At 67.2% G+C, this 21,132-nt stretch carries 23 protein-coding genes; 8 read left to right on the top strand and 15 right to left on the bottom strand.

Annotated elements, in window-relative coordinates; genetic code table 11:
* The first annotated feature begins 139 nt into the window (after positions 1-139).
* Together gcvPA and gcvPB are read left to right on the top strand one after the other, a co-directional pair.
* On the top strand, positions 140-1,480 hold the full coding sequence (gcvPA, locus tag AC1DZY_RS05860) for an aminomethyl-transferring glycine dehydrogenase subunit GcvPA (RefSeq protein WP_476819134.1): 1,341 nt from the start codon (positions 140-142) through the stop codon (positions 1,478-1,480).
* Positions 1,480-3,054, top strand: a complete 1,575-nt coding sequence (gcvPB, locus tag AC1DZY_RS05855) for an aminomethyl-transferring glycine dehydrogenase subunit GcvPB (protein ID WP_476819133.1) — start codon at positions 1,480-1,482, stop codon at positions 3,052-3,054. The genes gcvPA and gcvPB overlap by 1 nt, the downstream gene beginning before the upstream one ends.
* A gap of 4 nt (positions 3,055-3,058) precedes the next feature.
* On the opposite strand, the gene AC1DZY_RS05850 is transcribed toward gcvPB, so the two are convergent.
* Both AC1DZY_RS05850 and AC1DZY_RS05845 read right to left on the bottom strand, forming a co-directional pair.
* Positions 3,059-3,481 (bottom strand): PIN domain-containing protein, encoded by a 423-nt coding sequence (locus tag AC1DZY_RS05850; protein ID WP_476819132.1) that lies wholly within the window; start codon positions 3,479-3,481, stop codon positions 3,059-3,061.
* On the bottom strand, positions 3,478-3,741 hold the full coding sequence (locus AC1DZY_RS05845; protein WP_476819131.1) for a type II toxin-antitoxin system Phd/YefM family antitoxin: 264 nt from the start codon (positions 3,739-3,741) through the stop codon (positions 3,478-3,480). Before AC1DZY_RS05845 ends, AC1DZY_RS05850 begins: the two co-directional genes overlap by 4 nt.
* Before the next feature lie 185 nt (positions 3,742-3,926).
* Between AC1DZY_RS05845 and AC1DZY_RS05840 the strand changes: the two genes are divergently transcribed.
* Entirely contained in the window at positions 3,927-5,186 is a 1,260-nt protein-coding gene (locus AC1DZY_RS05840) for a L,D-transpeptidase family protein (protein WP_476819130.1), read from the top strand.
* 13 nt (positions 5,187-5,199) lie between these two features.
* On the opposite strand, the gene AC1DZY_RS05835 is transcribed toward AC1DZY_RS05840, so the two are convergent.
* From AC1DZY_RS05835 to AC1DZY_RS05795, 9 genes are all read right to left on the bottom strand, one after another.
* Positions 5,200-6,009: a dienelactone hydrolase family protein gene (locus AC1DZY_RS05835; protein ID WP_476819129.1), complete on the bottom strand. Its 810-nt coding sequence runs from the start codon at positions 6,007-6,009 to the stop codon at positions 5,200-5,202.
* An 82-nt stretch (positions 6,010-6,091) separates the two neighbouring features.
* Entirely contained in the window at positions 6,092-6,577 is a 486-nt protein-coding gene (locus AC1DZY_RS05830; RefSeq protein ID WP_476819128.1) for a F0F1 ATP synthase subunit B family protein, read from the bottom strand.
* 7 nt (positions 6,578-6,584) lie between these two features.
* A complete protein-coding gene (locus tag AC1DZY_RS05825; protein ID WP_476819127.1) occupies positions 6,585-7,142 on the bottom strand; it encodes a F0F1 ATP synthase subunit B in 558 nt (185 codons plus the stop codon).
* 69 nt (positions 7,143-7,211) lie between these two features.
* Positions 7,212-7,439, bottom strand: coding sequence for a F0F1 ATP synthase subunit C (locus AC1DZY_RS05820; RefSeq protein WP_114830240.1), 228 nt, complete (start codon positions 7,437-7,439; stop codon positions 7,212-7,214).
* A gap of 68 nt (positions 7,440-7,507) precedes the next feature.
* Entirely contained in the window at positions 7,508-8,254 is a 747-nt protein-coding gene (locus AC1DZY_RS05815; protein ID WP_476819126.1) for a F0F1 ATP synthase subunit A, read from the bottom strand.
* A gap of 51 nt (positions 8,255-8,305) precedes the next feature.
* Positions 8,306-8,683, bottom strand: a complete 378-nt coding sequence (locus AC1DZY_RS05810; protein WP_476819125.1) for an AtpZ/AtpI family protein — start codon at positions 8,681-8,683, stop codon at positions 8,306-8,308.
* 189 nt (positions 8,684-8,872) lie between these two features.
* A complete protein-coding gene (locus tag AC1DZY_RS05805; RefSeq protein ID WP_476819124.1) occupies positions 8,873-12,328 on the bottom strand; it encodes a chromosome segregation SMC family protein in 3,456 nt (1,151 codons plus the stop codon).
* A gap of 147 nt (positions 12,329-12,475) precedes the next feature.
* Positions 12,476-13,096 (bottom strand): DsbA family protein, encoded by a 621-nt coding sequence (locus AC1DZY_RS05800; RefSeq protein WP_476819123.1) that lies wholly within the window; start codon positions 13,094-13,096, stop codon positions 12,476-12,478.
* A 91-nt stretch (positions 13,097-13,187) separates the two neighbouring features.
* Positions 13,188-13,682, bottom strand: coding sequence for a DUF721 domain-containing protein (locus tag AC1DZY_RS05795; RefSeq protein WP_476819122.1), 495 nt, complete (start codon positions 13,680-13,682; stop codon positions 13,188-13,190).
* Between the two features lie 109 nt (positions 13,683-13,791).
* Here AC1DZY_RS05795 and mutY point away from each other — a divergent pair, with 109 nt between their 5' ends.
* Genes mutY through AC1DZY_RS05780 form a run of 3 tightly spaced genes read left to right on the top strand, consistent with a single transcriptional unit; the run spans position 13,792 to position 15,548 of the window.
* Positions 13,792-14,865 (top strand): A/G-specific adenine glycosylase, encoded by a 1,074-nt coding sequence (gene mutY, locus AC1DZY_RS05790; RefSeq protein WP_476819121.1) that lies wholly within the window; start codon positions 13,792-13,794, stop codon positions 14,863-14,865.
* 42 nt (positions 14,866-14,907) lie between these two features.
* Positions 14,908-15,255 carry a type II toxin-antitoxin system RelE/ParE family toxin gene (locus AC1DZY_RS05785; protein WP_476819120.1) on the top strand — a complete coding sequence of 116 codons (348 nt, stop codon included), beginning with the start codon at positions 14,908-14,910 and terminating at the stop codon, positions 15,253-15,255.
* A complete protein-coding gene (locus AC1DZY_RS05780; protein ID WP_476819119.1) occupies positions 15,252-15,548 on the top strand; it encodes a helix-turn-helix domain-containing protein in 297 nt (98 codons plus the stop codon). The genes AC1DZY_RS05785 and AC1DZY_RS05780 overlap by 4 nt, the downstream gene beginning before the upstream one ends.
* An 11-nt stretch (positions 15,549-15,559) precedes the next feature.
* Here AC1DZY_RS05780 and AC1DZY_RS05775 read toward each other — a convergent pair whose 3' ends face one another.
* From AC1DZY_RS05775 to AC1DZY_RS05765, 3 genes are all read right to left on the bottom strand, one after another.
* Positions 15,560-16,765, bottom strand: coding sequence for a DNA methyltransferase (locus AC1DZY_RS05775; protein WP_476819170.1), 1,206 nt, complete (start codon positions 16,763-16,765; stop codon positions 15,560-15,562).
* A gap of 169 nt (positions 16,766-16,934) precedes the next feature.
* Positions 16,935-17,573 carry a ribonuclease HII gene (gene rnhB / locus AC1DZY_RS05770; RefSeq protein ID WP_476819118.1) on the bottom strand — a complete coding sequence of 213 codons (639 nt, stop codon included), beginning with the start codon at positions 17,571-17,573 and terminating at the stop codon, positions 16,935-16,937.
* On the bottom strand, positions 17,574-18,788 hold the full coding sequence (locus AC1DZY_RS05765; RefSeq protein WP_476819117.1) for a PA0069 family radical SAM protein: 1,215 nt from the start codon (positions 18,786-18,788) through the stop codon (positions 17,574-17,576). It abuts the gene before it with no gap.
* Positions 18,789-18,913: 125 nt separating this feature from the next.
* On the opposite strand from AC1DZY_RS05765, the gene AC1DZY_RS05760 reads away from it, so the two are divergent.
* Both AC1DZY_RS05760 and AC1DZY_RS05755 read left to right on the top strand, forming a co-directional pair.
* Positions 18,914-19,402 carry a hypothetical protein gene (locus AC1DZY_RS05760; RefSeq protein ID WP_476819116.1) on the top strand — a complete coding sequence of 163 codons (489 nt, stop codon included), beginning with the start codon at positions 18,914-18,916 and terminating at the stop codon, positions 19,400-19,402.
* Positions 19,403-19,608: 206 nt separating this feature from the next.
* Positions 19,609-20,004: a (R)-mandelonitrile lyase gene (locus tag AC1DZY_RS05755; protein ID WP_476819115.1), complete on the top strand. Its 396-nt coding sequence runs from the start codon at positions 19,609-19,611 to the stop codon at positions 20,002-20,004.
* A 165-nt stretch (positions 20,005-20,169) separates the two neighbouring features.
* Here AC1DZY_RS05755 and ypfJ read toward each other — a convergent pair whose 3' ends face one another.
* Positions 20,170-21,063 carry a KPN_02809 family neutral zinc metallopeptidase gene (gene ypfJ / locus AC1DZY_RS05750; protein ID WP_476819114.1) on the bottom strand — a complete coding sequence of 298 codons (894 nt, stop codon included), beginning with the start codon at positions 21,061-21,063 and terminating at the stop codon, positions 20,170-20,172.
* Positions 21,064-21,132: the final 69 nt, after the last annotated feature.

Here is a 21,132-nt window from a genome sequence, read left to right as displayed (position 1 = left end):
GGGCGAAGACCCGGGATCCATCGTAAGGCGCCGTCGAGTCCTGCGATGGATCCCGGATCGGCGCCGCTTCGCGGCTTGTCCGGGATGACGGCGTGGATTGGAACAGCCTCGGCATTCAACGCGACAACGGACACATTTCATGCGCTATCTCCCACTCACCGATACCGATCGCATCGACATGCTCGCGCGCATCGGGGTGCCCGATGTCGATCAGCTGTTTTCGGACGTGCCGGCCGGCAAGCTCCTGACCGCCCCGCTCGATCTGCCTCGCACCAAGGGCGAGCTCGAGGTCGAGCGCATCATGGGCGCGCTTGCCGCGCGCAATGTCGCGGCCTCCGCCGTGCCGTTCTTCGTCGGAGCAGGAGCCTACAAGCACCATGTCCCGGCAACGGTGGACCATCTGATCCAGCGCTCGGAATTCCTGACGAGCTACACGCCCTACCAGCCCGAGATCGCGCAGGGCACGCTGCAATATCTCTTCGAGTTCCAGACCCAGGTCGCCGCGCTGACCGACATGGATGTCGCCAACGCCTCGATGTATGACGGCTCGACGGGCACGGGCGAGGCCGTCCTGATGGCGCATCGCGTGACGAAGCGCCGCAAGGCGGTGCTGTCTGGCGGCCTGCATCCGCACTACGCCGCCGTCGTTCAAACACTGTCGGAGATGGCTGATGACGAGGTCGTCACACTGAAGCCCGATGTGACCGCGAGCGAGGACATCCTCTCGCAGATCGACGACGAGACCTCCTGCGTCGTCGTGCAGAACCCCGACGTCTTCGGCAATCTGCGCGACCTGACCCCGATCGCCGAGAAGGCGCATGCCCATGGCGCGCTGCTGATCGCCGTCTTCACCGAGGTGATGTCGCTGGGCGCGATCACGCCGCCGGGCGCGATGGGCGCCGACATCGTCGTTGGCGAGGGCCAGTCGATCGGTAATTCGCTGAATTTCGGCGGCCCCTATGTCGGGCTCTTCGCCGCCAAGTCGAAATACATCCGTCAGATGCCCGGCAGGCTCTGCGGCGAGACGGTCGACAGCGAGGGCCAGCGCGGCTTCGTGCTGACGCTTTCGACCCGTGAGCAGCATATCCGCCGGGACAAGGCGACCTCCAACATCTGCACCAATTCCGGACTCTGCGTGCTCGCCTTCACCATCCATATGACGCTGCTCGGCCAGACCGGACTGGCGCGGGTGGCGCAGGTCAACCACGCCAATGCCGTCAGGCTCGCCGACATGCTCGGCGCGGTGAAAGGCGCGAGCGTGCTGAACCAGAGCTTCTTCAACGAGTTCACGGTGAAGCTCTCCAAGCCAGCCGCCGAAGTCGCCGAAGCGCTGGCCGGCAAGGGCGTGCTCGCTGGCGTGCCGGTCTCGCGGCTCTTGCCCGGCGCAGGGCTCGACGACCTGCTGATCGTCGCCAACACCGAAGTGAACACGGATGAGGACCGGGCGGCCTTCGTGGCGGCGCTCGCGGAGGTGCTGTGATGCTGAACCGTCAGGGACGACCCACCCAGTCCGGCGCTGCCGCGACCGAAACCCACCCGACCTTCACCGGCAACAAGGCCCTCCAGCAGGTCGAGCCGCTGATCTTCGAGATCGGCCATCACGAGACGACGGGCATCGACATCGACGCGCCGGCACCCTTCAAATCCCGGCTCGGCAAGCATGCCCGCACTGACGGCATCGGCCTGCCCGGCCTCTCCGAGCCGGAAACGATGCGCCACTATGTCCGGCTCAGCCAGAAGAACTACGGCATCGACACCGGGCTCTTCCCGCTCGGTTCCTGCACGATGAAGCACAATGCCCGCCTCAACGAGAAGATGGCGCGGCTGCCGGGCTTCTCCGACGTGCACCCGCTCCAGCCGGTCTCGACCGTACCCGGCGCGCTCGACGTGATGCTGCAGCTCTCGCATTACCTGATGACGCTGACCGGCATGCCGGCCGTGGCGCTGAGCCCTAAAGCCGGCGCTCATGGCGAGGCCTGCGGCATGATGGCGATCAAGGCCGCCATCGCCGCCAAGGGCGAGGGGGAAACCCGCAATGTCGTACTGGTGCCGGAATCGGCGCATGGCACCAACCCGGCGACGGCCGCGCTGATCGGCTTTTCGGTCAAGTCCGTGCCGGCCCGCCCGGACGGCACCGTCGCGGTCGAGGACGTCAAGGCGTTGCTCGGCCCCGAGATCGCCGCGATCATGCTGACCAACCCCAACACCTGCGGCATCTTCGAGCCGCAGATCGTCGAGATCGCCGCCGCGATGCACGAGGCTGGCGCGTATTTCTACTGCGATGGCGCCAATTTCAACGCGATCGTCGGTAAGGCGCGGCCGGGCGATCTCGGTGTCGACGCCATGCACATCAACCTGCACAAGACCTTCTCGACGCCCCATGGCGGCGGCGGGCCGGGCGCGGGTCCAGTCGTACTGTCGGAGCGGCTCGCGCCGTTCGCGCCGGTGCCGTTCATCCATGTCGAGGCGGGCCAGCCGCGTCTCGTCGAGCAGAAAAGCGATGCACCGGAAGGCAGCGCGCCTTTCGGCCGCATGACCGCCTTCCACGGCCAGATGGGCATGTATGTCAGGGCGCTCGCCTATATGCTGAGCCATGGCTCGGACGGGATGAAGCAGGCTTCGGAGGACGCGGTGCTGAACGCCAACTACATCCGCGCCGGCTTGCAGGACCTGATGTCGCTGCCCTTCCCGGACCATCCCTCGATGCACGAGGCGCTGTTCGACGACGAATGGCTGAAAGGCACGGGCGTCTCGACGCTCGATTTCGCCAAGGCGATGATCGACGAGGGCTACCACCCGATGACGGTCTATTTCCCGCTCGTCGTCCATGGCGCGATGCTGGTCGAGCCGACGGAGTCGGAGTCGAAGGCCTCGCTGGACCTCTTCATCGCGACCTTGCGCGACCTCGCAATGGCGACCAGGGGCAACGACAAGAGCCGCTTTACCGCAGCCCCGCATCACGCGCCGATCCGTCGTCTCGACGAAACCCGCGCGGCGCGTCAGCCGGTGCTGAAGTGGGTCAAGCCGCAGCCGATCGCGGAGGCGGCGGAGTAGGGCGTCAGGACTCGTCCCAGGGGTTGAGCAATGCAAGATCAAGCTTTGCAAAATCCCTGATGTTACGAGTCACGAGTATGAGATTATGGGCGACACTGGTCGCCGCGAGCATCGCATCCATCGCTTTGATGTTGGTGCCGCGGCGTTCTGACAGAGCAGTGAGATCGCCCCATGCCTGCGCCACGGTTTGATCGACCATGAGGATGCGACCAGCAAACTGGTTTGGCAGATCGACAGACAACCATTGATCGAACGCGCTGCGACGACGACCTTCGGGCAGCAGGGCGACACCCAGTCGTAGTTCGGCGAGAGTGATGACGCTCAAGTAAAACGTCACGTCGAGCCGCGCTATGAATCGGAGGACAGCGGGCTCGGGCTGAGGTTTGATCAGTTCCGAGATGACGTTGGTGTCAAGCAAATGGCTCACAGTTCGATCTTGCGTGGCTGATGGTCCCGCCGCTCTAGATCAATTCCGCTGTCATAGAGCGGGGAGTTCCGGAAGAACTCGGCCAGGCTCTCCTTTGGCTTCGTTCGCCGCTCCCATTCTTCGATCGATACGAGAACGGCAACTGGTCTACCGTTCCTCGTCAGAGTCTGCGGGCCGTTCGACCGCGCCTTTTCGATCATCTCGGAGAAGCGCGCCTTGGCATCTGCAACGCTCCAGCTCAGCTTTTCGATTGCGTTCATCGTCACCTCCGATGCTAGATGACCATAATAGTCATTATGACTATGTGGTCAATCTGGTCATAAATCCGTGACGACAGAGTTCGGCAACATACCGATACGTAATTCCCGCGCGGCCTTAAGGCTTCCTTGACCATGCGCGATGGAAGCTCCTGTCATGCGTCCATGACGCATTGTGGGATCGTTTCATGTCTTTGCGTTCCGTCCGTGCCGCTTTCGCAGTCTTCGCCCTCGTGCTCGGGGCTTCGGCCTTGCGCGCCGAGGAGCCGAGCTACGGCCCCAACACCTATGACCGCACCCTCGAGGCGCTGACCGCGCATGAGGACATCGCCAATCGCGGCGGCTGGCCGAAGGTGCCCGGCTCCGTCACGGCGCAGAAGCCCGGCGCGCAGGGGCCCGATATCGCAATCCTCAAGCAGCGGCTGATGCTGAGCGGCGACCTGCCGCCGACGGCGCTGCCGGGCGATGTCTATGACGATGCCGTTGTCGAGGCCGTGAAGCGCTTCCAGACCCGCCACGGCCTGTCCGATCTCGGCACCGTCGGCCGCCTGACGCTGAAGGCGATGAACGTCCCGGTCGAGTCGCGCCTCAACCAGCTCACCGCGACGCTGGAGCGGCTCAAGGGCAACGGCTTCAACTTCGCGACGCGCTATGTCGTGGTCAACATCCCCGGCGCCAGCGTCGAGGCGGTCGAGAACGGCCAGGTCCAGCGCCGTCATCTCGCCATCGTCGGCCGGCCCGACCGGCCCTCGCCGGTGCTGCAGGCCAGCATCACCTCGGTCAACCTGAACCCGTACTGGACGGTGCCGACCTCGATCGTGAAGGCCGACATCATCCCGCATATGCGCAAGGAGCCAGATTTCCTCGCCAAATCGAACATGAAGCTGCTCGGGGCGGAGAATCGCGAGATCGACCCCGCGACCGTCAAATGGGCCAGCCTGACCGCGCCCTATTTCACCGTGCGGCAGGATCCCGGCCCGACCAATTCGCTCGGCCAGCTCAAGATCGACATGCCCAACAGCGAGGCGGTCTATCTCCACGACACGCCCAAGAAGACGCTGTTCCGCAACGATGTCCGCTTCAATTCGTCGGGCTGCGCCCGCATCGAGGGCGTGCGTGATCTCGCCGCCTGGCTGCTTGAAGGCAGCGAATGGACGCTGCCCGCCATCGAGGCCGAGATCGCCAAGGGCGAGCGCAAGAACATACCCTTGAAGAAGTCCGTCCCCGTCGCCTGGGTCTATCTTACGGGCTGGCAGAGCGGCGACGGCCTGATCCAGTTCCGCGAGGACATCTACGGGTTGGATACGCCCCAGGGCATCGTCACCTCGACGATCCAGCCGCGCAAGCCCCGGTCGAAAGCGCCGCCGGTCGCCGCAACGCCGGCTGTGTCCGCGAAACCGGTGGCGGCGAAGGCGACGACGACCGCGACCGCGACCGCCATCAACTGACAGCGCCGGTAGGTCAGATCCCGCGCAGGATCGCCATCACCGCGACGATCGCCTGCTGGCGCGCCTCGGGATTGCTGCCGATCGTCACCTTGCCGTCCGATCGCTCCGAGAAGGCGGCCTTGCGCTCGCGCAGCGACAGGTTCGGGTGGTCGAAATTGTGATAGGCGCCCTCGAAGCCGGTGAAACGCGCGCCGCCGACCCGCGCCAGCTCCTGGCAGGGCCCGGCCGGCGTCCAGTCGTCTGAGAGCCCATGCAGGATCGTGGTGGGTACGCGCGCGCTCCAGCCCTGGCGCAGGATGACGCGGCAACCGGGATAGAAGGCGATGACGGCGGCAAAGCCGCCCGGTCCCATCGCGGCTCTGTCGCCAGCGACATGCAGCACCGTCGAGCCGCCATTCGACCAGCCGATCAGGCCGACGCGACCGGTTGAGATGAAGCGCTGCTGCGCCAGCCAGTCGCGCGCGCCCAGCGCATCCTGAGCCCGGCCGGCAGGCGTGAGGCTGCGGTCGCGATCATTGCAGAGCGAGACCAGCCCGCGCGGCCGGAAGCTGTCGGGCAGCAGCACGGCATAGCCCTCCGCGACCAGCCGCGCGCTCCAGTCGCTCTCTCGCGCGCTGATCTTGCCAGAGCCCGTCCAGAGCCCGGCGCAGCCATGCATGCCGACGACCGCCGGGAAGGGGCCGTCTCCAGCGGGTTTGGCGAGCCAGCCGATCAGCATCGTGCCATCGCGCGAGGCGAAGCTGACCTGCTCCATCGCGCTGGCGGGCGCGGCGATCCCGAGCAAAAGGCCGAGCGCGGTGAGGCAGCAGCGCATAACCGACATGACGGGCTCCGATCCTGCTGTAACGAAAAACGCCGCGACCCTTCCGGACCGCGGCGTCGAAATCATGACGAACCGGCTTGTGTCAGTTCAGCTTGGCCTTGACCTCGAGCAGTCCAGCCGAGAATGCGGTGTCGCCGGCCTTGCCGCCCATCTGGCTGCGCAAGATCGTCTCGGCCGCACGCGTTGCGGCTTCGGCGGCCGCGGCGCGAACCTCGGCTTCGGCCTGGACCTCGGCCTGCGAGATCTTCTCCTCGGCCGACTTCGTGCGGCGCGTGACGAATTCGCTCAGCTTGGCCTCGGCCTCGGAGGCGAGACGCTCGGCGTCCTCGCGCGCTGCCTTGACGATCTGCTCGGCCTCGGCTTCGGCGGCTTTGCGCTTGGCTTCATAGGCGGCCAGGATCGCGGCCGCCTCGTCGCGCAGGCGACGAGCCTCGGCGAGTTCGGCTGCCACCATCTCGCCGCGCTTGTCGAGTGCGGCGGTGACGGCCTTGGCCGCGCCCATATAGACCGCCGCCCCGACGAAGATCGCGGTCGAGATCAGAACCCAGAAGGTCGGATTGCTCAGCATGGTCCGGTCACCCCTTGGACGTGGTCTTGACCGCCTCGTCGGCGACGGCCTTGGTCGGAGCGGTGCCGGTGATCTGCGCCACGATCGCGGCGGCGGTTTCCGACGCGATGCTCGCGACATTGCCCATCGCGCTGGTCTTCATCGCGACGATCTTGCTTTCGGCATCCGCCAGCTTGGCGGCGAGGTCGGCCTCGACGCCCTTGCGACGGGCATCGCTTTTGGCGTTGACGGTGTCACGCGTTTCCTGGGCGATCGCCTGGGACTTGGCCCGAGCCTCGGTCAGGGACTTCTCATAGGCGGCGCCGGCCTCCTCGGCCTTCGCCTTCATCGAGGCGGCCTCGTCGAGATCCGTACCGATGCGCAAGGCGCGGTCGGCCAGGATAGCGCCCAGCCGCGGCACGATGACCTTGTCGGCAAGCCAGTAGAGCGCGCCAAACGTGATCGCCAGCCAAAGCAGCTGGGACGCGTAGGTCTCGCTCTGGAACGGCGGAAATGCGCCGCCGCCATGGGCGTCGGCTCCGCCATGGGCGGTGGTGCCGGTGGTGGTCGCGGCTGGCGTTGCCATCACTGAACCTCATCGGCGTCGCGGAGAAATCCGCGACGCGACCCTAGGGAAGGACGAGAGCGGTCTTGATCAGACCGCGAACAGCAGCAGCAGCGCGATCAGCAGCGAGAAGATGCCGAGCGCTTCCGTCAGAGCGAAGCCGAGCAGCAGCGTGCCGCGCTGGCCTTCGGCCGCCGACGGGTTGCGCAGGGCGCCCGAGAGGAACTGGCCGAACAGGTTGCCGAGGCCGATGCCCGCGCCGGCCATGCCGAGGCAAGCGAGACCAGCGCCGATGTACTTGGCAGCGATCGGGTCCATGGGAAAACTCCTTGAGAGGTTTGGTTAGGGTCGGGAAGGGTGGGGAACTACCGGTCGCTGACTGAAAATCAGTGGCCGGGATGCAGGGCGTCGTGGAGATAGATGCAGGTCAGGACGGCGAAGACGTAGGCCTGCAGCACGGCGACGAGGAATTCGAGCGCGGTCAGCGCGACGGTGAGCGCGAGCGGCAGCGGCGAGAGCACAGCCCAGCCACCGGCAAACAGAAGCGTGGCGATGAAGCCGGCGAAGATCTTCAGCGCGATGTGGCCCGCCAGCATGTTGGCGAACAGACGCACCGACAGCGAGATCGGCCGCGAGACGAATGAGATCACCTCGATCGGCACGAGGATCAGCAGCATCGCGGGGTGAACGCCGGACGGCACGAAAAGCCCGAAGAAATGCGTGCCGTGCTTGTAGATGCCGAAGATGATGACGGTGAAGATGACGAGGCCGGCAAGCGCGGCGGTCACGATCAGATGGCTCGTCACCGTGAACGAGCCGGGCACCATGCCGAGCATGTTGCAGAACAGCACGAACATGAAGAGCGAGAACACCAGCGGCAGGAAGTGCATGCCGTCATGGCCGGCGGAATCGCGCACCGTATTGGCGACGAATTCATAGCCCATTTCGGCGAGCGACTGGATCCGGCCTGGGATCAGCGAGCGATGACGCGTGCCATAGACGAAAAGCAGGACGATCAGCGAAACCGCGATCACCATGAACAGCGCGGAATTCGTAAAGGCGATCTCGCTCTTACCGATCGTGCCGAGCTTGATGATCGGCTTGATCTCGAATTGTTCGATGGGACCGGCCATCTGTCGCCTTCAGCTCCGCATGTTTTCGGAGCCTCGCGGGGCCCCGGATCGCTAGTTGACGCTCGACTTATCGCCAGTGCGGGATTTCAGCAACCCCGCTGCGCGCGCCACATTGAAAAAACCCGCACAGGTTCCCAGCAAGAGCAGCACGATCATGCCCCAGGGCCTGGTTCCGAGCCATCGATCCAGGCCCCAGCCGGCTCCGCCGCCGACGATGATGCCCGCGATGAATTCGGTGGAAAGGCGCATGGCCTGCCCGATTCCGGAGCTGTCGGACGCTCCGTCGCCGCGCCTGCCCGGGGGCGCCTTGCGCGCATCGAGCTCGCGAAGCCCGGCGCCGAGCGAATTCAGCCGGGCCGACAGGGCCTCGTCCTGATCGTCGGCGGCCTTGCCGGGCTCGGGGCCTTTTGCGTGATCGCCTTGAGACATGAGCGGGAATTCGAGCCTTGCATCGAACGGAAAGACCGGCCGGGGGCGGAGATGAAGCTCACGCTGGGCCGGTGGGAGCGCCGCACCCTATGAACCGTCGGCCGGCAAGTCAAGCTGCATGGGCATAACGCTCTGACAATGCTCGTCTTTTCGCCTGAATTTCGATGCCGGCCGGAGACGCCCGCAGTGTCAGACCGCTTCGCGGATGCGCTCTGCCGTCGCAAGATCGACCGACACCATCTGGCTGACGCCACGCTCGGCCATCGTCACGCCGAACAGCCGGTTCATCCGCGCCATGGTGATCGGATTGTGGGTGATCAGGATGAAGCGCGTCTCCGTGGTCCGCGACATCTCGTCGAGCAGGTCGCAGTAGCGCTCGACATTGGCGTCGTCGAGCGGCGCGTCGACCTCGTCGAGAACGCAGATCGGCGAGGGGTTTGTCAGGAACACCGCGAAGATCAGCGCGGTCGCGGTCAGCGCCTGTTCGCCGCCCGAGAGCAGCGTCATCACCTGCGGCTTTTTGCCCGGGGGGCGGGCGAAGATTTCGAGTCCGGCCTCCAGTGGGTCATCCGAATCGACCAGCTTCAGTTCGGCGGTGCCGCCACCGAAAAGCACGCTGAACAGGCGCTGGAACTGCTCGTTGACGATCTCGAAGGCGGCAAGCAGCCTTTCGCGGCCTTCCCGGTTGAGCGCTCCGATCGCCTGACGTAGCCGCCTGATCGCCTCGCTCAGATCGTCCCGCTCGCTAGTGAGGCCCTCGCGTTTGCCCTTGATCTCGGAGAGCTCATCCTCCGCCCGCAGGTTGACCGCGCCGAGCCGCTCGCGCTCGGCCCTCAAGGCCGCGAGCCGGTCCTCGACCGCGCGTGGCTCGGGCAGGTCAGCGCCCGGCTTGAGGCCCGTCAGGTCCTGAAGACCGGCGAGCGTCGTCTCGAGACCGTCCTCGATCTGGCGGGCGACATCACCGAGGCGCTGGCGCGCCGCTTCCAGCCGCGCCTCGGTCGAGGCACGCACTTCGCGCGCGCCCGATAATCCTTCCAGCGCCGCCCGCGCCTGCCGGTCGGCTTCCGCAAGTTTGATTTCCCCGGACGCGAGCCCGTCCGCCGCCTGCCGCCGCGCCGCCTCGGCCGTTTCGATCTCGGCGAGCAGCCGCCGGCGCTCGACCAGAAAAGTGTCGGGCGCATCCAGCAGCGCCTTCTGTTCGGCGCTTACGGTCTCGATCCGGCGGCGTGTTTCCTGCGCCGTCTGGCCACTGGCGGCGGCGCGCTCGCGCCAGGCCGCGACATCGGCCGCGATGGCGCCGCGCCGGCGAGCCCGCAATTCGTTCTCGCGCGACAGCGTCTGCACGCGCGCCCTCGCGTCGGACGCGACGACGCGGCGTTCACTGAGCGCGACGCGCGCCTTCAGCAGCGTGTTTTCCAGTTCGGTCAGTGGCGCCAGCGCGGCAAAGGCCTCCTCGTGGCCGGCGGCCTGGGTCGTCGCTTCGGCTTCCGTCTGGCCGAGACGCCCGATCGCCTCGCTCAGCGCCGAGCGCTTCGCCGCGACATCGCTCGCCCGGCGCTCGGCAGCCGTAAGTTGCTCGCGGGCCTGGTCGAGCGAACGCCGCGCCAGCCGCACCGCCTCCAGCGCTACGGTCTCGGCCTGCGCGGCTGCTTTCGCGCCCGCGCTCGCCTCGTCCAGCCCTTCGCGCGCGGCTTCGGCGGCTTCGCGCGCGGCTTGCGCCTCGCGTTCGAGATCGCCGAGCCGGTTTTTTTCGGCCAGCCGTCGCGCGGCAGGCGAGGGCGCTTCGGCGGCGCTGGTAAACCCGTCCCAGCGCCAGATGTCGCCCTCGCGCGAGACCAGCCGCTGCCCCGGCTTCAGCGCCTCGCGCAGTCGCGGGCCGTCGATGCGGGCGACGATGCCGATCTGCGCCAGCCGTCGGGCGAGCGCCGCCGGGCCGCGCACATGGCGCCCCAGCGCCTCGACTCCGTCGGGCAAGGCGGCGTCGCCGACGCCCGCGCCGGTGTCGCGCCAATGGGTCGGCGCGGAGGTTTCGACCGCGCCATCGAGATCGTCGCCGAGCGCCGCGCCCAGCGCGGTCTCAAAACCCTTGGCCACGCTGATCGACTCGATGATGGCGGGCCAGAGATCGCCCGTCGCTGGCGCGAGCAGCTTCTGCAGCGTCCTGATTTCGGTTTCCAGCCGCTGCGCCTTGCGGTCGGCCTCGGCCAGCGGACCGCGCAACTGCGCCTCGCGCTCGCGCGCCGCCGCCAGTGCCGCGCGGGCGGCGGCCGCCGTCGCATCGGCCTCGCGCATTCCCGCGTCCTGATGTTCGACCGCCTCGCGCAGCGCTTCGAGCGGTGTCGCGGCCGTGCTGGCATCGAGCGCTGCGAGATCACGGACGAGGCGCTCGCGCTCGGTCGTGGCGCGGGTCAGGCGTTCACGCGCCTCGCGCAGGGCGCGCTCCAGCGCGGCGCGCCTTGCGCCGAGGTCGGACAGGGCAGCCTGCGCGGCGGCATGCTCAGCCTCGGTCGTCGCGAGCGCGGTTTCGGCTTCGGTCAGGCCACTGGTCGCCGCACCGGCGGTCGCGGCCGCCGCTGCTCCGTCGCGGGCCAGTTCCTCGTCTTCCTGCGCCAGACGCGACAGGCTTTCGCTGGCGTCGCGCGCGACATTCTCCTGCCGGGCGAGATCGCCCTGCAACTCCTGAAGCCGCTTGCCGAGTTCCTCGCCGCGCTGCTTCGCCCGCCGGTTCTCGGCCTCCAATTCGTCGAGCCCGCGCTTCAGGCGCACCAGCGCGGCGGCCGCACCGGCTTCGTTCTCGCGCAGGGCCGGCAGAGCGTGCGCCGCGATGGCCTGAAGCCGGGCGGCTTCCGCCTGCACGCCGGTCTGGTCGGCGACGCCGCGCACGGCGGCCTCCAGCGCGCGTTCGGCCTGTGCTTCCTGCGTGCGCGCCTCCTGATGCGCGATCAGCGCCAGCATCGCTTCGGCGCGACGGATGTCGGCGGCGAGGCTGCGATAGCGCGACGCCTGCCGGGCCTGCCGCTGCAGGCCCTCGATCTGCCCGTCGATCTCGCCGAGCACGTCCTCCAGCCGGGTGAGGTTCTCTTCGGCGCCGCGCAGGCGCAACTCCGCCTCGTGCCGGCGGCTGTGAAGACCTGCGATGCCAGCCGCGTCCTCCAGAATGCGCCGGCGCGATTGCGGCTTGGCCGAGATGATCTCGCTGATCTGGCCCTGCCGGACCAGCGCCGGCGAGCGCGCGCCGGTGGCGGCGTCGGCGAAGAGCAGCTGCACGTCGCGCGCGCGCACCTCCTTGCCGTTGACGCGATAGGTCGAGCCCTCGTCGCGCTCGATCCGCCGCGTCACTTCCAGCACGTCGGTTTCGTTGAAGGCGGCGGGCGCCTTGCGGTCGGCATTGTCGAGGGTCAGCGCGACCTCGGCCATGTTGCGGCCGGGCCGCTCGTTGGAGCCGGCGAAGATGACGTCGTCCATCCCCGAGCCGCGCATGTTCTTGAACGAGCTTTCGCCCATCACCCAGCGCAGGGCCTCGACGAGATTGGATTTGCCGCAGCCATTGGGGCCGACGACGCCGGTCAGCCCCGGCTCGATCAGGAATTCCGTCGGCTCGACGAAGGTCTTGAAGCCGGTGAGCTTGAGGCGCGTCAGCTGCATTATTCCTTCTCCCCTCGGGGGAGAAGGTGGCCGCGAAGCGGACGGATGAGGGAAGTCACGCGCCGCCCTGCCATCCGTCCCTCATCCGACCCGGCTGCGCCGGGCCACCTTCTCCCCCAAGGGGAGAAGGACAAACCCCGCGCGTCCTCAGCCCGCGACGAGCGGCTCGAGGATCTTGTCGAATTCGGCGATCGTAAGCGCACCTGAACGCTTCTGCCCGTTGATGAAGAAGGTCGGCGTCGAGTCGACGCCAGCCTTGGCCCCACGATCCTTCACTTGCGTGACGGCGTCATAGATATCCTGCCGTTTCAAGCAGGCCTCGAACGAATCCTGTGTGAAACCGGCCTGCTTGACCATGCTGGACAAGGCATCGACAGGCTTGTCCGTGAAGGCCCAGGCCCGCTGCTGCGCAAACAGCATGTCGGTCATGGCGATGTATTTGTCGTTGCCGTTGCAGCGCGCCAGCATGAAGCCTGCGGTCGCCAGCGGGTCGAGCGGGAATTCGCGCAGCGTGAAACGCACCTTGCCGGTGTCGATGTACTTGGCCTTCAACGCCGGCCAGGTGTCCTTGTGGAAGGCGGCGCAGTGGCCGCAGGTCAGCGAGGCGTATTCGATGATCGTGACCTTGGCGTCGTCCTTTCCGAGCCAGACATCGCCGAGCGGCCCTGCCGTCGTCAGGTCGGCCTGGGCCTGCGCCCCGCGCGCACCCAGCGTCACGGCTGCCGCGAGCCCGGCCGTAGCCGTCAGAAGCTGTCGCCTGTTCGTCATCACGATCGATCCTTGAAATTTAAAAACCTTGCCCGGACCATAGTCGCCATCACGATTGTGGCAAGATCGGTTCGGCACGGCAGGCGCACGCTCACGAAGCCGTGTCGGCGTCCGCTCGCGCCCGCTGCGCCACCGATTGGCCAAGCCGCGCCAGAGCCTCGCGCAGGCCGGGATCGGCGATGCCCGCGACCTGGCTCGCCACCTGCGCCACCACGGCAGGATCGGGCGGGGCCGCGGCCTTGCGCTGGGCCGGCGCATCGACCGGCCCCTGCTTCAGCACGAGCTTACCGACGGCGCGCCAGCCAAGATGCGTGTTGACCCGCTCCAGCACGAGCGGCGCGAGTTGCTGCATCTCCAGCGCGAAAGCGCCCTCGACCCTCACGACCATCGTCGCCGGCTCCGACATCTCGCCGGGAGCCGGACGCCGGCGCGGCCAGTCGATCTTGAGCGGGCGCGTACGCTGGCTCAGCCGCTCGCCGACGATTTCTGGCCAGAGCGAGACGATGGCGCGCCCGGCAAACCCCTGCGCCGCGAGCGCGGGCGCAAGACAGTCGTCGATCAGATCCGCGAGGGGTTTGGGAGCCATGCGCCATTGTGCGGGAGCGAGACTGTAGCGGCAAGACTGTAGCGGCAAGACTGTGCGTTGCATGCGGTCGAACTCTTGTCCAAATCGTTCGGCGCGCTACACCCCTGCAATGCCCGCCTCAGCCCGCGCCGCCGATCTCCTTGCCTGGTACGACCGGCATCGCCGCGTGCTGCCCTGGCGCGCGCTGCCCGGCGAACGCGCCGATCCCTACCGGGTCTGGGCCTCCGAGATCATGCTGCAGCAGACCACGATCGCGGCCGTCAAACCCTATTTCGAGCGCTTCATGGCGCGTTTCCCGACCGTTGAGGCGCTGGCGGCGGCGCCCTCCGAGGCGGTCATGCAGGCCTGGGCCGGCCTTGGCTATTACTCCCGAGCCCGCAATCTCCACGCTTGCGCCAAGGCTGTGGTCGAAAGCCATGGCGGGCTGTTTCCCGATACGGAGGAGGCGCTTCGCAGTCTGCCGGGCATCGGGGCCTATACCGCCGGCGCGGTCGCCGCGATCGCCTTCGACCGGCCGGCCGCCGCAGTCGACGGCAATGTCGAGCGCGTCATGACCCGGCTCTTCGCCATCGAGGAAGCCTTGCCCGGCGCAAAACCGGCGATCAGGGACCACGTGCTCGCTCTGCTGCCAACGGCCCGTCCGGGCGATTTCGCTCAAGCCCTGATGGATCTGGGCGCCACGATCTGCACGCCGCGTTCGCCGGCTTGCGCACTCTGTCCCTGGCGCGAGCCCTGTCGCGCGCGGGTCGAAGGCACGCAGGAGAGTTTTCCGCGCAAGGCGGCGAAGAAGGCGGGCGTCACGCGCTACGGCGCCGCCTTCGTGCTGCTGCGCGAGGACGGCGCGGTCCTGCTGCGCACCCGCCCGCCAAAGGGCCTGCTCGGCGGCATGGCGGAAGTGCCGACCAGCGATTGGGGCGCCAGATACGAGATGGATGGCGCAGTGCAGGACGCGCCCGTGGCCGCACGCTGGCGCAGGCTGCCCGCGCCCGTGCGCCACGTCTTCACGCATTTCCCGCTGGAACTGACCGTGTTTGTCGCGCAGGCGGCGACGACAACGCCGGCGCCCGCCGGCATGCGTTTCACGCCCCTCCTGCGCCTGCGCGAAGAGCCATTGTCGAGCTTGATGTTGAAGGTGGTCGAGATGGGGCTGGCGGCGCTCAGGCCGTCTGGCGGAGTTCGGTAAGTACGCCATTGACGTAGTGCGTCATTGGCGTATGATTCCGAGATGAGCGGCCTTTCATCCGTCGTCGAGACGCCGGGATATCTGACGCGAGCCGACCGCCTGATGACGTCGGAGGAGCGGGCGGCGGTCGTTGATGCGATTGCCGCCGATCCGATGATCGGGGCCGTCATTCAAGGCACCGGCGGCTTGAGAAAGGCGCGCATTCCTTTGGCTGGACGAGGCAAGCGTGGTGGCGGCCGCGTGATCTACTGGTTTCATTCTGCCGGATTCCCAGCCGTGCTTCTCTGGGTTTTCGCCAAAAACGAAGCCGATGACCTGACATCCGCGCAGCGGCAGGCCTTGGCTGGCGTGACGCGCGACCTTTTGGCTGATTTTCGGAGGCCGAGATGAAAGACGCCGATTTTGAGGGCTTGATGAGCAGCCTCGGCGAGGCAGGCGCCTATGCCAGAGGCGAACAAGTGCAGGGCCTGCGGATTCACGTCCCCGCGCAGGTCGATGTCGCAGCGGTTCGCGCCCGGACCAAACTGTCGCAGGTCGCTTTCGCCCGACGGATCGGGGTTTCGCCGGGCACGTTGCGCAACTGGGAGCAGAAGCGGCGCGCGCCCGAAGGTCCGGCGCGCGTCCTGCTTGCGATGATCGCGCGCAATCCGAGGGTGGTCGAGGAAACTCTGGCTGCCGGATGAACTGGCGGCGCTCAGGCCGCCGCCATCTCCGCTCTGATCTCGCCGCGCAGTATGTCGAGCAGCACGAGCCCGCTTGCCCGCTCGACATGCCAGAAGGTCCAGCCATTGCAGGCGGGCAAACCCTGCGCCAGCGCGCCGGTCTTGTGGATCGAGCCGACCGCCGGGCCCAGCATCAGCGTACCGTCGGCGCGTATGATCGCCTTGTGGCGGCGCTTTTCGTCGGTGACGACTTCGCCGGCCTTGACCAGCCCCGCCTCGACGAGGCTGAGGAACGGCACGCGCGGTTCGCTGCGCTTCGAGGGCGCGGTCGCGAAGGCTTCCGGCGGCAGCGGTGTGATCGCGGCGATGCGTTTTTTGGCGGCTTCCGCATAGACGCCGTCGCGCTCGCAGCCGATGAAATGGCGCCCGAGCGCCTTCGCCACGGCCCCGGTCGTGCCGGTGCCGAAGAACGGGTCGAGGATGACGTCGCCGGGATTGCTTGCCGAAAGCATGACGCGGGCGAGCAGGGCCTCGGGCTTCTGCGTCGGATGCACTTTCGCGCCCGCGCCGTCCTTCAGCCGTTCCTCGCCTGTGCAGAGCGGCAGATACCAGTCCGAGCGCATCTGCAGATCGTCGTTGCCGCCCTTCAGCGCCTCGTAGTGGAAGGTGTATTTCGAGCGCTCGCCGCGCGCCGCCCAGATCAGGGTCTCGTGCGCGTTGGTGAAGCGGCGGCCGCGGAAATTCGGCATCGGGTTGGCCTTGCGCCAGACGATGTCGTTCAGCATCCAGTAGCCGAGATCCTGCAGGATCGAGCCGACGCGGAAGATGTTGTGATAGGAGCCGATCACCCAGATCGCGCCGTCGGGCTTCAGTACGCGGCGGCAGGCGGTGAGCCAGGCGCGGGTGAAGGCGTCGTATTCGGCAAAGGACGAGAACTTGTCCCAGTCGTCATCGACGGCGTCGACGAGGCTGTCGTCGGGCCGGCGCAGATCGCCGCCGAGCTGGAGGTTGTAGGGCGGGTCGGCGAAGACGAGATCGACGCTGGCCGCGGGCAGGGCGTCGATCGCGGCGACGCAGTCGCCGACGAGCACCTGATCGAGCGGCAGTCCCGGAGGAAGGCCGGTTTTTTCGTGACGAAGGCTCGTGGCCTTCATCCGGGACTCCAGCGCGGGCCGTCCGGTACGCGAGACTTGAATCCGGACGGCGGCGCTGGTGGTCCCGGTACGCAAGATACCCATGACGCCCAGACCATTACGCAACTTCAACAGTCGCGATCATGGCGAGTCAGGGTAAAAGCCGGGTTTCCCGGTTGAAATAAATCCGTCTCGTTTTGGGGCTGCAGTTTTTGCCTAGCCCTTTGGCGAACAAGGCGAATTCCTAACCGCAGGTTAATGCCCGGCCAGCGCCTCAGCGCCGCCAGACGCCCTTCACCGGCGCAAACGAGAAGCGGTGCTCGGGGCAGGGACCATGCTTCAGGATCGCGGCGCGATGCACGGCCGTGCCGTAGCCGGCATGGCCGGCAAAGCCATAGGCCGGGTAGCGTTGCGACAACCGCGCCATCATCGCGTCGCGCGTCACCTTGGCGACGATCGATGCCGCCGCGATCGAGGCGACCAGCGCATCGCCCTTGACGATCGCCTCGCAGGGGTAGGCCAGCACCGGCGGGTCATTGCCGTCGACCAGCAGCTTGGCCGGTAAGAGTGGCAGCGCCGCGATCGCCCGCCGCATCGCCAGCAATGTCGCCTGCCGGATGTTGAGCGCGTCGATCTCGACAGCCGTCGCGCTGCCGACGCCGATGCCGAGCGCCGATTCGGCGATCTCTTCAAACAGCGTCTCGCGCCGCGCCACGCTCAGCTTCTTTGAATCGTCGAGACCGGCTGGCACGTATGCGGGATCGAGAATGACAGCCGCCGCGACCACCGGCCCGGCCAGCGGTCCGCGCCCGACCTCGTCGACCCCGGCCAGCGGCCAGAAGCCCTCGGCGATGGCTTTCGTCTCGCGGCTGAAATCGGCGGTCATGCCCGGCTTATGGCCGAGACCGTTCATCTAGAACAGGTTCAACTGCGCCTTCTCCTTTTCCGGCTTCAGGAACAGGTCGCTGCGCAGCCTCAGCCGCGTGCCGTTGAAGCCGAGCCGCTCGGCCGCCCTCTCGAAACGGCGGCCGATCATCCAGGCATAGGGACCCGAACCGACCTGCCTCTGGCCCCAGGCGGCGTCGTAATCCTTGCCGCCGCGCGTCGAGCGGATCAGCGAGACGACATGGCGCAGCTTGTCGGGATGATGCGTCAGGAGCCAGTCCTGCACGAGATCCTTCACCTCCAGCGGCAGCCGCAGCAGCACATAGCCGGCCTCGCGCGCGCCGGCCGCCTTCGCCGCGTCGAGAATCCGCTCGATCTCGTGCTCGTTGATCGCGGGGATGATCGGCGCGACCAGCACCGTCACGGGGATGCCGGCTTCCGACAACGCCCTGATCGTCTCCAGGCGCTTGGCGGGCGAGGCGGCGCGCGGCTCCATGGTGCGCGCGACCTTGGGGTCGAGCGTCGTCAGCGAGATCGCGACCTTGGCCAGCCCCTTGGCCGCCATCGGCGCGAGGATATCGATGTCGCGCTGGACCAGCGCCGATTTCGTCACGATCCCGACGGGGTGGTTGAAACGCTCCAGCACCTCCAGGATCGAACGCATGATCCGCAGCTTCTTCTCGATCGGCTGATAGGCATCGGTGTTGGTGCCGATTGCGATCGTGCGCGGCTGGTAGGAGGCGGCCGAGAGCTCTTTTTCCAGCAGCAGCGCCGCATCGGGCTTGGCCGTCAGCTTGCTCTCGAAATCGAGCCCCGGCGACAGGCCGAGATAGGCGTGGCTCGGCCGCGCGAAGCAGTAGACGCAGCCATGCTCGCAGCCGCGATAGGGGTTGATCGAGCGGTCGAACGAGATATCGGGCGAATCGTTTTTGGTGATGATCGTGCGCGGCTTCTCGATCGAGACCTCGGTCCTGAACGCCGGCAATTCGCCCAGCGTGCCCCAGCCATCATCATCGCTGATGCGCTGCTCGGCTTCGAAGCGTCCGCCGGGGTTGATCGTTGCGCCACGCCCGCGTCGCCGCTCGGGGTCGATCCGGTGCCCGGCATAGGCCAATGGATCGACGGGGGCGACGCGCGCCGAGATCGAGGCGGGCTCGCCATCCTGCCGCCGCAGCATGCGCGCCGCGATCGGCCGGGCCGAGGGCCTGGCAGAGGGCGTTGCAGGGTGCGGGCTTGAGGCCATGGCGCTGAACCGTCCTGAAAGCAGCCGGGAATCGGCATGTTTCTCTGCCTTCAATGTGAACATATCAGGAACAGATTGCAAGTGACAGGATTGCGACATGCTGCGCTGCGCCATATGGATTGCACATGCTCACAGCCGTGATCCGGGCCGATGGCTCGCCCAATCTGCTCGCCGCGACGTTCTCGGTCCTGATCCCCGCCGTTGCCGACGGGTTTCTCGGGCATGCCGTCGTGGTCGATGCCGCCGGCGACAGCGATGTCGAGCGCCTGGCCGACGCCACGGGTGCGAGTTATCTGCGTGCGGGCGGCGCCGAAGGCTGGCATCTCGGCGGGGCGCAGGCGCGCGGCGACTGGCTGCTCCTGCTCGAGGCCGGCGACGTGCCGCAAGCGCATTGGGCCCAGGTCGTCGAACGGCATCTGATGCTCGCGCCCGACATGCCCGGCCTGATCCCGCTGCGCGGCGTCGCCGGCTCGCTGCGCGAGCGCGCGGCGATCTCGTTTGGGGCAAGGCGGCTGCGCGCCGGTCTCGTCGTGCCCAAGGGCATCGTGCTCGCCGGCCGTCTCGGCGGCGCGCCGCGCCGGCTTTCGGTCAGGCGCGAGCGCGCCGGCGTCTAGAGCACGCGCCGATCAGATTGCGCCGCAATCCGATCGGATAACGCGTTCTCTATCATGAGTTTAGAGGCGGATTTACCGATCAGATTGGTTCAAACTGATCGGATCCGGCTCTGGGCGTCGCGGCTTCGCCGCAAAGGCGCTCTATCCCGTCATTGTCGGATTATGCTGGCGCCGGATGCGGCTGCGGCGAAAGCAGGAGAACGGGCATGGAGATCAAACGCAGCGGCTCGCAGCCCTCGGGTAAGGGCCCGGCGGAGTATTTCACCGGCACGGTCCGGGTCGATCCGCTCTTCAATCCGCCCGAACCCGCGCGCATCGCCACCGCGCTGGTGACGTTCGAGCCGGGCGCGCGGACGGCCTGGCACACCCATCCCCTCGGGCAGACCCTGATCGTCACGGCCGGCTGCGGGCGGGTCCAGCGCGAAGGCGGGCCGGTGGAGGAGGTCAGGGCCGGCGACATCGTCTGGTTTCCGCCCGGCGAAAAGCACTGGCACGGCGCAACCGCGACCACGGCGATGAGCCACATCGCGCTTCAGGAAAAGCTCAACGGCTCACCGGTCGACTGGATGGAGCACGTCACCGACGCGCAGTACGGCGGCTAAGGGCGCGCTAATTTTATACCGAACGACGCCGTCATTCCGGACAATCGGAAAAGCCGCGCCGATCCGGAATCCATCATAAAGCACGGCGGCGCTCTATGATGGATTCCGGGTCTGCGCTTCGCTTCGCCCGGAATGACGGCGTGCTTCCATGTCAATCAACAGGTTCTAAAGCTGCTGCGCTTTGAACGTGTCGCAGCTCTGCATCGAGCCTGAGCGCAGGCCGGTGGTGAACCAGCGCGTGCGCTGCGCCGAGGAACCATGCGTGAAGGAATCGGGCACGACCTGACCCTGCGAGGCCTTCTGCAGCCGGTCGTCGCCGATCGCGGCGGCGGTCTTCATGGCTTCGTCGACATCGCCCTGGTCGATGCGCCCCATCGCCTGGATGTTGTTGGCCCAGACGCCGGCGAAGCAGTCGGCCTGCAATTCGATGCGCACCGAGATCGCATTGGCGTCGCGCTCGGAGGAACGCTCGCGCAACTGGTTGGCCTTGGGCAGGATGCCAATCAGGTTCTGGATGTGGTGGCCGACCTCGTGGCCGACGACATAGGCATAGGCGAAATCACCGCCGCCGCCGAGCTTGCGCTGCATCTCCTGGAAGAACGACAAATCGAGATAGACCCGCTTGTCGGGCGGGCAATAGAACGGCCCCATCGCCGACTGCGCCGTGCCGCAGGCCGAGCTGGAAACGCGGTCGAACAGCACGAGGCGCGGCGCGACATAGCGGGTGTTGGCCTGCTGCGGCAGCACCTTCGACCAGACGTCCTCGTTCTGCGCCAGCACGGCCGAGACGAAGCGGCCCATCTCGTCGGTCGGCGGCCCCGACGACTTGCGCGTCTCCTGCGTCGGCGCCTGCCGGCCGCCGATGCCGCCGATCAGCTCCGCCCCGCCGATCAGCAGGCGCGGATCGATGCCCAGCGCCCAGCCGACGAGCCCGAGCACCACCATCGTGCCGATGCCCATGCCGCCGCGCCCGCCGGGGATGCCGGCAAAGGTGCCGCCGCCGCCATCGCCGCGCCGGTCCTCGACATTCTCGGACTGGCGATAATCTTCCCACTGCATGGCGTCGTCCCCGGAAAAGCTCCGCGCAATCTCGGGGAGACGCGGCCGGAACTCAAGCCGTCATTCAAC

Source organism: Allobosea sp. P2_A10 (assembly GCF_056405115.1).
The sequence above is the reverse complement of the archived record's forward strand: the minus strand, read 5'-3'. Positions and strand labels throughout refer to the sequence as shown.

What these genes read in the sequence shown, in the direction of transcription:
- mutY (WP_476819121.1), top strand. Translation starts at nt 13,792, where the DNA reads ATGCCCGCCTCAGCCCGCGCCGCCGATCTCCTTGCCTGGTACGACCGG.
- AC1DZY_RS05845 (WP_476819131.1), bottom strand. Translation starts at nt 3,741, where the DNA reads ATGAACGCAATCGAAAAGCTGAGCTGGAGCGTTGCAGATGCCAAGGCG.
- AC1DZY_RS05765 (WP_476819117.1), bottom strand. Translation starts at nt 18,788, where the DNA reads ATGGCCTCAAGCCCGCACCCTGCAACGCCCTCTGCCAGGCCCTCGGCC.
- AC1DZY_RS05795 (WP_476819122.1), bottom strand. Translation starts at nt 13,682, where the DNA reads ATGGCTCCCAAACCCCTCGCGGATCTGATCGACGACTGTCTTGCGCCC.
- gcvPA (WP_476819134.1), top strand. Translation starts at nt 140, where the DNA reads ATGCGCTATCTCCCACTCACCGATACCGATCGCATCGACATGCTCGCG.
- AC1DZY_RS05785 (WP_476819120.1), top strand. Translation starts at nt 14,908, where the DNA reads ATGAGCGGCCTTTCATCCGTCGTCGAGACGCCGGGATATCTGACGCGA.
- AC1DZY_RS05820 (WP_114830240.1), bottom strand. Translation starts at nt 7,439, where the DNA reads ATGGACCCGATCGCTGCCAAGTACATCGGCGCTGGTCTCGCTTGCCTC.
- AC1DZY_RS05810 (WP_476819125.1), bottom strand. Translation starts at nt 8,683, where the DNA reads ATGTCTCAAGGCGATCACGCAAAAGGCCCCGAGCCCGGCAAGGCCGCC.
- ypfJ (WP_476819114.1), bottom strand. Translation starts at nt 21,063, where the DNA reads ATGCAGTGGGAAGATTATCGCCAGTCCGAGAATGTCGAGGACCGGCGC.
- AC1DZY_RS05780 (WP_476819119.1), top strand. Translation starts at nt 15,252, where the DNA reads ATGAAAGACGCCGATTTTGAGGGCTTGATGAGCAGCCTCGGCGAGGCA.
- AC1DZY_RS05775 (WP_476819170.1), bottom strand. Translation starts at nt 16,765, where the DNA reads ATGGGTATCTTGCGTACCGGGACCACCAGCGCCGCCGTCCGGATTCAA.
- AC1DZY_RS05760 (WP_476819116.1), top strand. Translation starts at nt 18,914, where the DNA reads ATGCTCACAGCCGTGATCCGGGCCGATGGCTCGCCCAATCTGCTCGCC.
- AC1DZY_RS05825 (WP_476819127.1), bottom strand. Translation starts at nt 7,142, where the DNA reads ATGGCAACGCCAGCCGCGACCACCACCGGCACCACCGCCCATGGCGGA.
- AC1DZY_RS05840 (WP_476819130.1), top strand. Translation starts at nt 3,927, where the DNA reads ATGTCTTTGCGTTCCGTCCGTGCCGCTTTCGCAGTCTTCGCCCTCGTG.
- AC1DZY_RS05835 (WP_476819129.1), bottom strand. Translation starts at nt 6,009, where the DNA reads ATGTCGGTTATGCGCTGCTGCCTCACCGCGCTCGGCCTTTTGCTCGGG.
- gcvPB (WP_476819133.1), top strand. Translation starts at nt 1,480, where the DNA reads ATGCTGAACCGTCAGGGACGACCCACCCAGTCCGGCGCTGCCGCGACC.
- AC1DZY_RS05815 (WP_476819126.1), bottom strand. Translation starts at nt 8,254, where the DNA reads ATGGCCGGTCCCATCGAACAATTCGAGATCAAGCCGATCATCAAGCTC.
- AC1DZY_RS05805 (WP_476819124.1), bottom strand. Translation starts at nt 12,328, where the DNA reads ATGCAGCTGACGCGCCTCAAGCTCACCGGCTTCAAGACCTTCGTCGAG.
- AC1DZY_RS05830 (WP_476819128.1), bottom strand. Translation starts at nt 6,577, where the DNA reads ATGCTGAGCAATCCGACCTTCTGGGTTCTGATCTCGACCGCGATCTTC.
- AC1DZY_RS05800 (WP_476819123.1), bottom strand. Translation starts at nt 13,096, where the DNA reads ATGACGAACAGGCGACAGCTTCTGACGGCTACGGCCGGGCTCGCGGCA.
- rnhB (WP_476819118.1), bottom strand. Translation starts at nt 17,573, where the DNA reads ATGAACGGTCTCGGCCATAAGCCGGGCATGACCGCCGATTTCAGCCGC.
- AC1DZY_RS05755 (WP_476819115.1), top strand. Translation starts at nt 19,609, where the DNA reads ATGGAGATCAAACGCAGCGGCTCGCAGCCCTCGGGTAAGGGCCCGGCG.